At 57.5% G+C, this 15,919-nt stretch carries 1 protein-coding gene and 1 tRNA gene; both read left to right on the forward strand.

Translation table 11 applies throughout. The annotated features are described in order from the left end of the window. Positions 1 to 80: 80 nt before the first annotated feature. Positions 81 to 15,656 carry a Calx-beta domain-containing protein gene (locus tag G6R38_RS01285; protein WP_166819882.1) on the forward strand — a complete coding sequence of 5,192 codons (15,576 nt, stop codon included), beginning with the start codon at positions 81 to 83 and terminating at the stop codon, positions 15,654 to 15,656. Between the two features lie 148 nt (positions 15,657 to 15,804). Next, a tRNA-Val gene (locus tag G6R38_RS01290) sits at positions 15,805 to 15,878 on the forward strand. Positions 15,879 to 15,919 lie beyond the last annotated feature (41 nt).

A 15,919-nucleotide genomic window follows, 5' to 3' on the forward strand; every position in this document is an offset into this window, starting at 1 on the left:
ACTTCCATATACCGTATTTGTTTCGGTGTCAAATTTCTTACTGACTCCACCGTCTTTAGGCCCACACAAGGACTCACACGATGGTACTCAAGCATTGGCTTGACGCTGTTTATTCACGCATGGCTGTTGGTAGCAAGAGCGTTCCTCGGGCGGGTCTACGTCGACGGCGTCCACAGTCTTTCTCGCACCGCAACATTCGGCCGTTGGAAACACTTGAAGAGCGAGTGCTGTTAGCCGCTCCTCAGCTGATCGGTATCGAGCCCAGTGTCGGCGAGCCCGTTTTCCCGGGGGAAGACACGCAACTGAACGAAGCGTTTCGCACGTTGACCTTCGATTTCAGTGAAGGCCAAGAGATTGACCCCGCGTCGCTCGATTCGATTCAGTTTGTCCGCAGCAACGATGGCGTCTTCGGCAACGGAGACGATATTACCATCACGCCCGGTGCAGCGTTGATCGGGGATGAGACCAATCAAGTTGTCGTGCGATTTGCGGAGAACCTTCCAGACGACCTTTACCAAATCATTTTGGTCGGAACGGGCAGCGACCCACTGCAAAACACGGATGGGGAAGCGTTCAACAACGGTGCCGATCAGACGATTAGCTTTGAGTTGGATCTCAGTCCGCAAGCCGTCGCGGTGGTTCCGCAGCCGATCCTTCGTGAGACACTGCTGCAGATCAACGATCCCAATCGTATCACTGACGGTGATACCTTCACCCTCACGGCGGGACAGCAGACGATTACGTTCGAGTTTGACACCAACAATACCGGCGTAGCTACCGGGAATGTTCGGATCAACATGAGCAACGCCGAACCGGCCACGCAGATCGCCACCCGCATCGCGAATACCATCCGGTTGGGTGTGGTCCCTGGAACCACCACGCCGATTTCCGAAGCCGTCGGTGGAGTGACTGCCACATCTGATGGTGCGTCCGTCGAAATTCGCACGTTCGACCCGGTCGGCATGTCACTGCTTCCAACCGGAGCACCGTTCACGCCACAACTGACCGTGAATGTCGCCGACGAGACCATGGGCGGGGCGGTTGGCACGGGAACAAGCACCAATCGGCTCCATTTACAAGATCGCGTGAACGTCTATTTCAACGCGAATGATCCGCTCGACGCCGCCCTCGCCGAGAACCCAACGTTCTACCAACTGATTCACGTCGACTCCGCGGATGCGAGCACAATCGGCGTATTCACTCCGGAATCCGTCACTTTCTTCACCGAATCCAATTCCGTTTCACTTCAATTTGAAGAAGACCTCCCAGTAGGGGTCTTCAAGTTGCGAGTGGGGACCTCGAGTGAAGCCGGTGACACCCTCGACACCGCCGAGAACGCAGGTCGACTGTTCTCCGGTGGAGATGTGGAAACCTCACTCGACATTGTTGGATTTATCGGCGACGGCAACGCGAGCACCACGTTCCAAGACGACGATTACGACCTCCATCAGATCGAGATCGGTAACGACGGCACTAATCTGAACATCACGCTCACCCCGTTCAATGTGACAATGGGTGATCAGCTCAATGGTGCCATTCGTGTGTTCGACGCCACCGGTGCGGAGATTGCTTCGCAGAACACGCAGGGGATTGGCGTTGCAGAAACCCTGAGCGTACTGAACCTCGACGCGGGAACGTACTACATCGGTGTTTCAAGCAACGGGAACACAACATACGATCCAACCGATGGCTCTGGGCGAAACGGTGGTACAACGATCGGCTCGTACCGTCTGACCGCCAATACGAACGACGCCTTCATTGTCGATGACGAGAATTCCAGTTTCGCCAATGCGACTGATCTCGGTTCGCTGGGCTCGTCGAGTGTTGTGATCGGTTCGCAAATCGAACCGCAAGGGCAGATTGCTTTGCCGATCGGTGTGGGATCGAACGACGAACCTGGTCACCGGGATATTCAAGATATTGTCGCGTTCCCTGGTTCGGTCATCAGTGGTGAAACGCACAACGGTGCCAACAGTGTGGGCTCGGTCACCCCATCGGGAATTCCGCAATACTTCTACAACTTCCGATCGGACTACGGCGTCGATCCAGTGACGGGCAGCCCGCTCTTCAACCAAATCACCGAGAACCAAAAGGAACGGACCCGAGAGATCTTCGAGTTGTACGGTCGGTACACCGGGATCCAGTTCATCGAAAACGACTCCAATATCGGCACGACAATCGTCACCGGGGACCCACGGACTGTGGCTCCAGTCGTGCCGCCAGAGGGCTTGGGGGGCATCGCGGGGACCACGAACACCGGTGTTCCGGTCGCGTTGATGAACGCAATTTCCGATTATGGAACCAGCCCTTACGGGGGAAGTTGGTTCGAGATTGCGGTACACGAGATTGGTCACACGTTGGGTCTCGGTCACGCTTCCGACATTGAAGCATATCTTGCCGGCACTGGGGCTGGTCCTGGTATTCCGGGTATCGCATCGGGCTTGGGCGAAACTTACCCCGGCGACAACGACATCGTTCACCTCTTGCGGCTCGCACCGGCAAATTCGACGGACATCGACCTCTACGAGTTCTCAATCGCGGAAGACGATTCGCAGTTCACCGCCGAAATCATCGCTCAACGGCAAGACAATGCGAGCTTGCTCGATAGCGTGCTGACGGTCTTCGATGACAGCGGAAATGTCATCGCTCAGAACAACGACTACAACGGTCGCGATGCGTTTCTTGATCTGGTGCTCGGTGCCGGGACGTACTACATCGGCGTCACAAGTGCTGGCAACTCGGACTACAACCCAAGTGTCGCAAACAGCGGGTCGGGTGGCCGCACCGATGGTGAGTACGAACTCAGTTTGAACGTCACGACGGCCGCAGCGAATGCGTTGACCGACGCCGACAACCCCGGTGCGATGTCCGGTCCCAACGCACTCGATGGCGATGCCGACGGCAAAGCCGGTGGAACCTTCGAATTCTCGTTTGAAGTGGCCGCTCCGACGTCCACGCTGTTCGTCGATAAGGTCGATGATGTCCCAGACCGCATCAACCCGACAACATTCGCTGCCGACGTCGGGACGCTCGAAAATCCGTTCAACAACATCGACGATGCGATCGAATTCGCCAATGCCAGTGCGACACCAATCGATGTCATTCGGATCCTGGGGAACAGCAGTGATGCCGCTTACCTCATCGGATTCGACAATTCGTTTGATCCACTCGAAGACGGACAGGAATTTGAAATCCCGGCGGGCGTGACCGTCATGATCGATGAAGGCGCGATCTTCAAATTGAGTGCCGCTAACATCGACGTGGGAACAACGTCGCAAGGGATCGACGAAAACGGGGCCGCTCTGCAAGTCCTCGGGACGCCGTTGCGGAACGTGTTCTTCACGTCGTTCCGTGACGATTCGGTCGGCGGAGACACCGCTGGTCCCACACCAGCACCGCAAGGTGGCGAATGGGGCGGTTTGGTCTTCCGGAACGATTCGGACTTCCTCTTCCGAGACGAGTTCGACGCGAATCTTCGCGACGAATTGTCGATGTCGGGTCCGCTTCGCCCCTCGGTTCAAGACGCCATCGAAAACCCCGTCTTCTTGAACTTCGTTAACCAAGCCGAGTTCCGGTATGCCGGTGGTCGCGTCTCCGTGAACTCCGTTGAGTCGCCATATGCACCGATTCACTTGATCGACGCGCGTCCTACCGTCACGTACAACACGATTACGCTGAGTTCCGGTGCCGCCATCTCCGCAAGTCCAGACAGCTTCCGGGACAGCCTCGACCGAATTGGGCCGGATATTTACGGCAACTCGGTGACCGAGAACTCGCTGAACGGGATGTTCATCCGCACGGAAACGGCTTCCGGGCAAGAGGTGGACCGACTCGAAGGTTTGGCACGGTTCGATGACACGGACATCGTCCACATCATTCAAGAGAACGTCCTGATCAACGGTGAACCAGGCGGTCCGTTCTTTGATGGCACGAACAACATCGCTCGGGTTGCCGGACGTTTGGTGATCGATCCGAATATTGTTGTGAAAGCCGATGGGGGTCGAATTGAAGCGGAACGCGGCGGTGCGATTCTGATCGCGGAAGGAACCGAATCGCAACCGGTGATCATCACCAGTCTCAGCGATAGTCGTTACGGGATCGGTGGCACATTCGACACCCGAGTTGAAAACCAAGGGATGGGCCCGTTCCAAGGGGCCGCGGCGGGTGACTGGGGCGGTCTGACGTTCAACGCCGCCACCGTCGGTTACATCGACAACGCTTTCATCGCCTTTGGTGGGGGAATCGTTCAAGATGCTGGTGGTTTCACGGGCTTCAACACCATCGAAATCCGACAAGCAGACGTTCGCGTCGCGAACAGCACGTTCGAGAACAACGCCAGTGGAACTGGGGGGACCGGCGGAAATCGCAATGGTCGTGGCACCAACCGAGCCTCGTTGATCTACGTCCAAGGCGCTCAGCCGGTGATTGTCGGTAACGAGTTCGTTGGCAATGCCGGTGACGTCATCAACATCAATGCCAACTCTCTCACGGCGGTTCTGAACACCGACCAAGGGCGAGCCACCGGCTTTTCCGATCGCTACACGGAATACAACGGCAACTTCGGTCCGCTGGCACGCAACAACCGGATGGAGCAAAACGACTTCAATGGGATGGCGATCCGTGGTCAGGTGCTCGCGACGGAAACCGTCTGGGACGATGTCGATATCGTGCACATTCTGCGGGACATGATCGGCTCGAACAACCATCACACGTTCGGTGGACTTCGGGTTCAGAGCAGCACCGAAGGCAGTTTGGTCGTCAAGCTGGATGGTTCGAGTGCTGGATTCCTCGCGACCGGGTTGGAACTCGACATCGACGACCGCATCGGTGGTCGCGTGCAGTTCATCGGTCAACCGGGTCGCCCGGTGATTCTCACGTCGTTGTCGGATGACACCGTCGGAGCCAGCTTCCAACTCGACGGCACACTCCAAACCGATACCAACAACGACGGATCGGCGACAACACCAAGTGCAGGTGATTGGCACAGCATTCGACTCGACGGACTCAGCAACGACCGCAACGTGGAAGTTGTCAACGAACGCGAGCAGGCCGTTGGAACGGAGTTTGTGAACAACACGCCGAGCGATGCTCAACTGCTGGGGTCCATCGCACCGGACCTCAAGAGTGGCGACGAGAATCGACGTCTTGGGTTCGAAGTCCGTGGGACGATCAACTTTGACGATCCGACGGATGTCGATGTTTACAGTTTCGAAGGCGTTCCCGGCACCGAAGTGTGGTTGGACATCGACCGCACCGGTGGTTCGCTCGATGCGATTGTGGAATTGATCCGTGTCAACGGTGACGTGCGTGCCATTTCACTCGATAACGGAGACATCTTCAGCTCGCTGAACACGGCTGGATTCTCGTTCGATACGCAAGCGTATTCGCTCGAAAAATTCTCCGAACTCGGTGGCGACTACTACACCAACAACCCATTCGATCCCGGCATGCGGCTGATCCTGCCGGGAACGGGAACGAACAAGCAAACGTACTTCGTCCGCGTGCGAAGTGCCTCCGTAACACGTGATTTCTTCGGCAATGCCGACATCAATAGCGAGCTGACAACCGTCGGCGGGCAGCCGCGAATGAGCACCACTGGTGGCGTCACCAGCGGCGAATATCAACTGCAAATTCGCTTGCAACAACGCGACGAGATTCCCGGCTCCACGGTGCAGTTCTCGGAAATCGCTTACGCTACCACGGCAATCGACATTACCGGTCTGCCAGGGCATTCGCCGTTGATGGCCGAAACCGCGGACAACAATAACAACAACTCGCGGGGCAATGCCCAAGACCTGGGCAACTTGCTCGCCTCCGACCGAGCTGCGTTGGGTGTCAGTGGAAACATTGATAACCCCAACCAAGTGGACTGGTACCAATTCGAGCTCGATATCGAATTGATTCAATCCATCGGCGGGTTGAGTGCCGGCGGGAAAAACTTCGCAACGGTCTTTGATATCGACTATGCCAACGGTCTCACACGACCGGATACAACGATTTCGGTCTTCAACTCCGCCGGTAACCTGATCTTCGTCGGTCGCGATTCCGACATCGAAGACGATCAAGCCGGTGGTGGTCAGATGGACGACCAAGACGATCTCTCACGGGGTTCGTTCGGAAACCTGGATCCGTTCATCGGGACCACGCAACTTCCGACCAGCGGATCGGCAACGTACTACGTGGCGATCTCCGCGAACTCGCAGTTGCCAACCGCGTTGAACGCTCAGTTCAATGCCGGGTCGAGCAACCCCACGGTTCGCTTGGAGCCGATCAGTTCGGTGCAACGAATCGTCGAAGACCACATCGGTTTCGTCGGTCATACCACGGGTGCCAACTCGCTCGGCATTACCTCGTCCGTCACACCGACAACCGGACCGCTGTTGCCCATCGAAACAACCTTGGATCTGCAAACGCACATCGTCCCACACACGTTTGAAGATGTGCTCCTCTTCGGTAACAGCGGACGCAGCCTGTTCGCGTACAATCCGTTTACAGGCCAACAAATTGACTCCCTCGGTCTGCTGCCAAACCATGCCCCGAACGATCTCGAATTCCGACAAGACGGCACTCTGTACGCGATCGGTAACAGTGGGAGTCGAGGACGCTTGATCGAAGTCAATCTGGTAAGCCCCGGTAGTAGCGGCGTGCAAACAGAAAATACAGGTGGGAGCCAAAGTCAATTTTGGGGTGGTATCGCTCATTGGCGACGAGGCGATGGTAACTTCCAACGGTTCGGTGCTCAAAACAACACATTTGATCGAGACAATAGCCCGACCGTCACGCTTAATTTTGAGCGTGGTATCTATGCCATGGGCGACGATGGCGATGCCGACGATAACGACTCGTCCAACCCGAATCCGAACACCGAAGAACCAGATCGAATCGGCGACTTGCCAAATGCCGCTGATGTGACAAGCCTTACGATGCCTCCAACCGGTGGAAATACTCTCTATGCTGCGATGAGCGACGGTACGCTTTGGTCTACGTCTGTCGGCAACGCTGGCGGTAGCCGAACATTCAACATATCCTCTTGGACACAGATTGATATTTCAGCCTTGGGGCTAGGTGGGAGTGCGATTCAAGGTTTGACCTTCGGACCGCAGAACCTGGATGTCATCGATAGTGTGGATGCGAATGCCGATGGTCTGCCGGATGAAGTCCCAGATGGCACGGCCGATCTTGAAACAACGATCTTCGCCAGTGTCGGTGGCCAATTGGTGGCCTTCGATATCGCAGGAACGACCGCGACGCCAAGAGCCAATACCTTCGATACCGACTCGGATGGCATTGCGGACGCAAGTGCCATTAGCGTTGGTCCCACTTTGAGCGGCATCGCGTTCTCGCCACTCGACTTCAACCTGTGGCACCCGACGGCTCTTCGAGGTGGCAATGCCGGACACGGGATCAGCAATTCGCCCGACGGTTCCCGAACCGGCGGTTATTCTCAAGACATCACCGGCGGAAATGATAGTGGGACCTTCTCCGAACAAGCCGGGGGTGCCAGCTTCTACTTTGGTCTCGAACAATATGCGACGACCAACGGTTTAAACAATTACTTCACCTACCAGTCGAACAACGGTCAATACGGGGTTATCAACGACCGTATTCAACAAGACCTCACCACCAATCCGAATATCGGGAATAACTACAACACCCCCGGTGGTGCTTACGGGAGCTTGATCACCAGTCCGTTTAGCTTGGCGAACCACGACGCGACCGACAAACCCACGTTGTACTTCAACTACTTCCTGGAAACTGAGAACTCAAATCGACTCGACGGAGACTTCCAAGACGGTGCTCGCGTCGCAGCATCGACCGATGGTGGTGTGACGTGGCAATTGCTCACGACGAACAACAGCGTTCGAAACATCGACGATTCCGAATTGCCTGAACAGGCCTCGGTCTCCGCAGACGCTTTCGGTCCGGTCGCGAATCCTGCATTTGGATTGGGCGATCCTCGCCAAGACATCCAAGAACTGTTCGACAACAGCGGAAGCTGGCGACAAGCCCGCGTTGACTTGGCCAACTACGCCGGTCAAGAAAATGTGTTGCTCCGGTTCGACTTCTCGACCTACGGCAACATGCCCGATCGTGCCCAAGGCAATAACTTGCTGTACCCGCAGTCCACTCCGTTCGGGGGAATCCCGTCGACAGTCTACGGAAACGGTAACGACGTCGGCGGCAACGGCGATGGAAGTTCGGACGACAACGACTACGAAGGGTTCTACATCGACGACATCATCATCGGTTTCGCCGAGCGTGGTGAAATGGTGACGAACTCGAACGGCACCGGCGATGGGTTCTTCCAAGTTCCGCAAAGTCCGAACGCATTGGCAACTCCGGAAATCGCCGCCGGTGCGTACCAACTCGAAATTCGCCCGGGTGAGGTCTACGGTGTGTTGGCGTCGGAACTCGACAGCACGATTCTCGTGACCAATCAGTTCGACACCAACGACCGTCTGACCGGAAGTGCAGTTTCCTTCAGTGCTCCGGCCGGAACCGACGTCACTGACCAAGACACCTTCACCATCAGTGATGGCGTCTGGACGATCACTTTCGAGTTCGACAGCAACAACAGCATCACCGACGGAAACGTGCGAATTCCGTTCAACATTGGCACGACCGCTGACACGATGGGCAGCTTGATTGCTGACGCGATCAACAGCACGAATACCGTGTTGCCTGACTTGCTGCCCGACTTCGACATCACCGCGACTTCGCATGACAACAGCGAATTGGTGCATCTCGCCGGCGAACACAAGGAAGGGGCCACCTCGGTCGACTCCACCAATGCCGGTCTGCTCACGATTCTCGACCCGGTTCAAGTGCATCGCAAGGGCGATCAAAACCGCCTGCGTGATCAGGGCCACATCATCATCCGTGGCAATGAGATTGCTCATTCCCAGAACTTCGGCATCTCGGTGGATGCGGCTCGCGATCCGGAAGCGAAACCGTTATTGGGTGGGGCCATCGCCTTCCCGACGCTGAACACCGCCCGACTGGCTCCCGGAGCCGTGCTGATCAACAACGTCGTGGTGATCGGCGATCAGGGCCAAGGCGGAATCTTGGTCAGCGGTGACCCGAACTCGGGCAACGTGGCGAACTCCGCCGTGCCGTTGGCTCGGATCATCAACAACACCGTTTACGGTGCGGAACAGCCGAATGGCATTGGGATTCAAGTCACTCAGAACGCGGCTCCCACGATTCTGAACAACATCATCGCGAACACCGCCACCGGGATTCAAACCGACAACACGTCGGGCCAGTCCAACACGCGGACCGTGATCAACTACAACGTCTACGCGGGCAATAACCGAAACGGCCTCATCGCCGGAGCCACCTTCAACTCCAATGCCATGATCGGAGATGAAGACATCGTCGTCGATCAAGCGACACAGCCGCTCTTCATCGACCCCGCCAATGGAAACTTCTACTTGGCCGCGGGCACGAATGCCGATCCGAACTTCGCGGTCGACACTTCGCTGAACACGCTCGGACAACGCGACGTCGTCACGGCGGTCACGGGTGGACTCGGAATTCCGATCTCCAACCTCGTCGCACCAGAGTTCGACCGCTTCGGCACGCTGCGAGTGGACGATCCCGCTCAAGGGCCGGTCGGGGGTGGAGCGAACGCCTTCATCGACCGCGGTGCCATCGAGCGGGCCGACTTCAACGGTCCACGAGCCACGATGAGTTTCATCTTCGGCCAAAGCCCCGACCCCGTCGATGCCGATCCCACGCCGGAACGAGCTGAGTTCGAGAACAAACGCATCCTCGGAATTCAGATCAACCTCGACGACTTTGACGGCATCGGTCTGGATGACAACACCGTCACGGCGGCTCAGTTCACTCTGACTCGCGACGGCGTGCCACTAACAATTGGCGATCCGGGAACCGTTGGTGCCGACGTGATCTTCACTTACAACGGTCAAACCGACATCGTGGTCTTGAACCATGTGTCCGGGTTGTTCCCGCCGGGTGACTATCAACTGCAAATCGACAACGACCCAACCACCGGCGTCCGCGATCTTGCGAGTAACGCGTTGCAAGCCAACCAGGACAATGGCGATACAAGCTTCGAGATCGACTTGCTCGGTGTCACGCTTTCCGTCGATGACATCATGATTGAGGAAGGCGACTTCGGAACCACGCAAGCTCAGTTCCTGGTCACGTTGTCCGAGCAAACCAACGCTGTGGTTGAAGTCGATTACACGGTCTTCACTAGCACCGACAACGGCGACACAGCCACCGCCAATGTCGACTACACCGCCTTCACCGGCACTCTGATCATCAACCAAGGTCAGAGTAGTGGCATTATCAATGTGCCGATTCTCGGCGACACGATGATCGAAGGAGACGAAACCTTCACGCTTGAGTTGTCCGCCACGCCGGTCAACGCCCGGATCCTTGGGGCCGACGATGCCGAACGGGACATGAACCGCACCGCGGTCGGTACCATCATCGACGACGATCCAAAGTTCTCGTTCCCGACGAATGTCCCCGATCCGCAGGCCCTCGAAGATGATGGCCAAATCGTCTTCCAGGTCGCATTGCTGGCCGATCCGCAAGACAGCTTAGCCGTCGATTTCAGCACGTCGGAAACGTCGTCCTTGAACCCGGCCACATCCGACGTGGACTTCACCGCCACCACCGGCACTTTGATTCTCAAGTACGAGCCGGGCCCATCGCCGATTTACCGCGTGTTCATCGAAGACGCGAGCGGCGACATCACAGAGCAAGCGTCGCTCGATGCCTCATCGGTGGCGAACTTGGTTGTGCCGATTCCGGTTCCGATCATTGACGACATTGACGTCGAAGCCGCCGAAGACTTCAACCTGAACTTGTCGAATCCCCGACGTGTGGTTGTCGACAACAGCGGCTTGATCATCGGCATGGGAACCGGGGTGATTGGCATTGCCGACGGTGTGGCGACCGGCACGATCCTCGACAACGAACCGGTCGTTGAACTCGGTTCCGCGACGATCACCGAAGCCGACGAAGATGTCATCTTGGAGTACCCCGTCACTGTGACTGGCGACTTCAATCAAGATGTCACCGTCAACTTCAGTACGATCGACGGTTCCGCCGTCACGCCGGATGACTATGTGCTGCTCGATTCGTCGCTCACGTTCACGGAACCTGGGTTGTACAACGTGCAGGTGCAAATCATCGGTGACGACATTCCCGAAGGCATCGGCGAGAACTTCCTGCTCGTTATGGAACTCGATACGCCGGGAACCGCGAACCTGGTGGGTGAAGTCAACGGTGAAGTCATCGTCACCGGAACCATCCGTGACGACGACACTCCAAGCTTCTTCATCAACGATGTGACCGTCCTCGAAACCGACGACACAATGAACCCCACGGAAGCGGTCTTCACTGTCACCTTATTGAACCGACCGCAAACGGGCGACTACTTCGTCGATTTCAACACCATCCTCGGAACCGCAACACTGGCGGATGTCACGCCGCAAAGTGGGCGATTGGAATGGCTCGAAGGCGTCGGCGACGACACGCGTCAGATCACTGTGCCAATCACGAACGACGATGTCGCCGAAGCGGACAAAGACTTCTTCATCGACCTCTCGCTGCCGAACGGTGTGCCGGCTCCGCCGATTGCCCCGGTCATTCTCGATGGCCGAGCCCGTGGTTTGATTCTCGATGACGACACCCCGAAAGTGCAGATCGACAACGTCACGGCGATCGAAGGCAGCAGCCTGACGTTCTCCGTCTCGGTCACGCAACTTCCGCAAGCCGGGCAAGACATCACGGTCGACTTCAGCACTCAAGATGTGTCCGCCATCGGTGGTTTCGATTTCACTCCGTCGAGTGGCACCCTCGTCTTCACCGACGCCGGACCACTGGTTCAGAGCATCACGATTCCCACGTTGACCGACTCCATTGATGAAATCTTCGAGTACTTCTCGATCGAACTCACCAACGTCACAAATGCGGGAATTGCCGACGGGATTGGTTACGGCTCGATTGTCGATGCCGACGCCACCCTGGCGGATATCCTCAGCGTGGCCGATCAAACCATGTTGACGACCGAGGACACCACCGAAGTCGTGCTGCCAACCTCGGATGGTCTGGGACAGACGATCAACTACACCGCCGCTGTCGAATTCAGCCGACCGATCACGGTCACATTCGAGGACGGGAATTTGATTCTCGACCCCGTCAGCGGATTCATCGGCGATGCCAACATCGATCTGACCGGACAAACCCTCACCGAAGGTCCGTTGACGGAAACCTTCGTCCTGACGGTTCTTCCACCAACCGTTGAAGTGAGCACGGCCGTCTCGCCGGTCAGCGTGGACGAAGACAGCGGAAGCTCGCTGGCGTACACGTTCACGCGAACCGGTCCGCTGGATGAGGAATTGACGATCGACTTCACGTTGGCTGGGCTCGCCGAGTTCGGAATCGATTACACCGTCGCCGGTGCCACCAACGTTTCCGCCAGCGGGGGATCAATCACGTTCGCGGCTAACAGCAGCACGGCCACGCTCTCGATCAATCCCATCACGGATACCAGTCTCGAAGCCGACGAATCGGTGGTCGTGATGGTTGTTCCGGGCGGTGGGTATTTGGTCGCGGATGCCAACCAAGCTGTCGGAATCATCGACAACGACGACACCGCTGTCAGCCTCAGCTTGGACACGCCGATCTCCGTGTTGGAAGACGGTTCCGACAACCTCGTTTACACCTTCTCGCGTGCGGGTGTGATCGACCAAGACCTGACCGTGAACTTCACCGTCAGCGGAACCGCCGTCTTCAATGACGACTACACCGTTCCCGTCTCCGGTTCGGACACCTTCGGTCAAGCTGCCGGCACCGTCACCTTCCTCTCAGGAAGCACGACGGCCACTGTCACCATCGACCCCACCGTCGATGGCGTGCTGGAACTGAATGAAACCGTCACGCTGACGTTGGCTTCCGGAACCAACTACGTGTTGGCCAACCCCGTGAGTGCCACGGGCACCATCATCAACGATGAAGTCGGTGTGGGTGTTTTGGTCGATCCGATCGAAGCGATCGAAGACGAAGCCGACACCCTCGTTTACACGTTCTTCCGTGTCGGGCCGTTGGATCAACCGTTGGTCGCCAGCTTCGATGTCGGTGGTGCCGCCATCTTCAATGAAGACTACACCGTCACCGGTGCGGCGTCGTTCGATGCAACCAGTGGAACCGTCAGTTTCCCAGCGGGTGTGACCCAAGTGTTGGTGACGGTCGATCCCTCCAACGACACCGACTTGGAACCGGATGAAGACGTCGTCCTCAGTGTTGTCCCGGGACCGGGGTATCAACTGCGAGACGAAGACACCGCCACCGGAACCATCCTCAACGATGAGACCGGAATCAGTGTCAACGTGAGCCCCGACAGCGTGGCGGAAGATGCGGGTGGCAACATCATCTTCACCTTCACGCGAACCGGGTTGCTCGACACACCGACCACAGTCAGCTTCCAGGTCGGCGGTTCGGCGTCCTTCCGAAGCAACGACCAATCCGATTACACCGTGCAAGGGGCATCCGGTTTCAATCCGAATTCGGGAATCGTGACCTTCGCACCTTCGGTCTCCACGATCGAAGTGATTGTGACGCCCGAAGCCGACACCGTCATCGAACTCGACGAAACCGTCACGCTGAGTTTGGTGCCCGGCGGCGGATACATCTTGGACACCCCCAACACCGCCACCGCGACCATCCTCAACGATGATGTCGAAGTCGGTGTCACCGTGGCTCCGGAAACCGTCTTCGAGGATGGCAGCGAATCGCTGGTCTACACGTTCACCCGCACCGGGTTGCTCGATGCACCGCTCACCGCCGACTTCACCATCGACGGAACCGCGTTGCTCAACGAAGACTTCATCGTCAACGGAGCGGACAACTTCAGTGACATGGCCGGAACCGTGACGTTCGCCGCCGACAGCGACACAGCCATCGTCACGCTCCAACCCATCGCGGATATGGACCTCGAAGACGATGAATCCCTGACATTGACCATCGTTCCCAACATGGATTACGTCGCCGCGACGGAGAACACGGCGACGGGAACCATCGTCAACGACGATACCACCGTGACCGCCGAAGTCTTCCCGGCTGCCGTCGACGAAGACGGTGCGGGCATTCTGATCTACACCTTCCGTCGTCAAGGGTTTGGTTTGGATCAGGCGTTGACGGTCGATCTCACGCTCTCGGGAACCGCCATCTTCCAGGTGGATTACTCACTCCGAGGCCTGGCGAGTCTCAATGGCCCGAATGCGACGATCACGTTTGCAGCGGGCAGCGACACCGTCGTCGTCAATGCCGATCCGCAAGTCGATCTCACCGTGGAACCGGCCGAGACGGTCATCTTCACGGTCGAACCGGGCCTCGGGTACAACACCCCGTCCGACAACGTCGCCACCGGAACGATTCTCAACGATGATCGACTGGTGGAACCGATCGATTTTGTGGTCATCACCGATGCTCCCGACGCACCGTCGAGTGTGCAGGGCGAAGCTCGGGTCATCACCGGGGACTTCGATAACAGCGTGCCCGGCCGAGACGACGCCGACGACATCTTCTTCTGGAACCCGATCACGGGAGCCAACGGGATTGTCTTCGGTGATGGTCGGGAACAGAACGCGGTCATTCCGCCGCTGTTGCTCAACGGGAACGATTTCGCCGAGTTCCTCGTCGGCAACTTCGATGCGGGTGGCGGGGACGACATCTTCTTCTGGAATCCGCTGACCGGTCGCAACCGTCTGATCCACTTCACCGGTGGAGCAGCCGGTACCGATGTGACTGCAACCGTGGAAACCGCCGTCATCGACAACTCCGCCATCAACGGCAACGACTTCACCCAAGTGGCCGCCGGCGATTTCAATGACGACAACCTCGACGAAATGTTCTTCTGGAACCCGACCACCGGACGCAACCGCACCTTCGACTTCATCGCCGAAGTGCCCGCGGCCGTCACCACGGTCGATTCGTTCCAAACCAACGCCGTGCCCGCGAGTGAAATCAACGGCAACGACTTCCAGCACATTCGTGGCGGGGACTTCGACTTCGGCGATCCACAAGACCTGTTCCTCGTGAACCTCACGACCGGGAAGAACCGAATCCTCACGTTCGACGCCGATGTGGTCGGCAGCGGCGTGTTGTTCGTCGAGAGCAAGACAAACCGCATCGAACCCACCGCACTCAACGGCAATGCCTACAGCAAGATTGCCATCGGTGACTTCGATGACAACCGTCTCGACGACATCTTCCTCTGGGACCCGGCGACCGGAAACAACCGAACCGCCTTGTCCACGCTGTTCGACACCGATCCGTTCGTCATCAGCACCAACGACGTCGAACCGACCGCCATCAACGGCAACGATTTCGATCAGGTCGTTCCATTGTTCAGCGATGTCACCGGTCCCGACACCACCGGCCTGTTCTTCTGGGGAGCCACCACCGAGCGATCGCGAATGGCCATGCCGATCGTGCCACCGCTCAACCCGGTCGACACGATGGTTGCCTCGGAATTTGCCATCGCTCCGGTTGCAGACTCCGACAACTCGGACTCCACGCCGGAATCAACCCCGTTGGCCCTCGACTTGAACACCGATTCCGAATCATCAAGCCTGGACGAAGTCTTCGCCGACTTCGACGCCTTGCTCAACTAATCGGAAAAGGAACCAACCCCAGCCGAGCGATCACGCCCGATCGTTCGGCTTTTTTCGTGGTCCGCCCCGAACCTTCCCCGGCCAAAACCTGTCCAACTCCTACCCTTGCGGATTTCGCCGCGATGGATAAAATACCCATCCACCAATTGGTCCCGTAACTCAGTTGGCTAGAGTGCCACTCTTACAAAGTGGAAGTCACAGGTTCGAGTCCTGTCGGGACCACCTTTTTGATGAAAAATCCCTGGAATTCGCCCTCGGTTTGC

The sequence above is a fragment of the Thalassoroseus pseudoceratinae genome (genome assembly GCF_011634775.1).
Classification (GTDB): Bacteria; Planctomycetota; Planctomycetia; order Planctomycetales; family Planctomycetaceae; genus Thalassoroseus; species Thalassoroseus pseudoceratinae.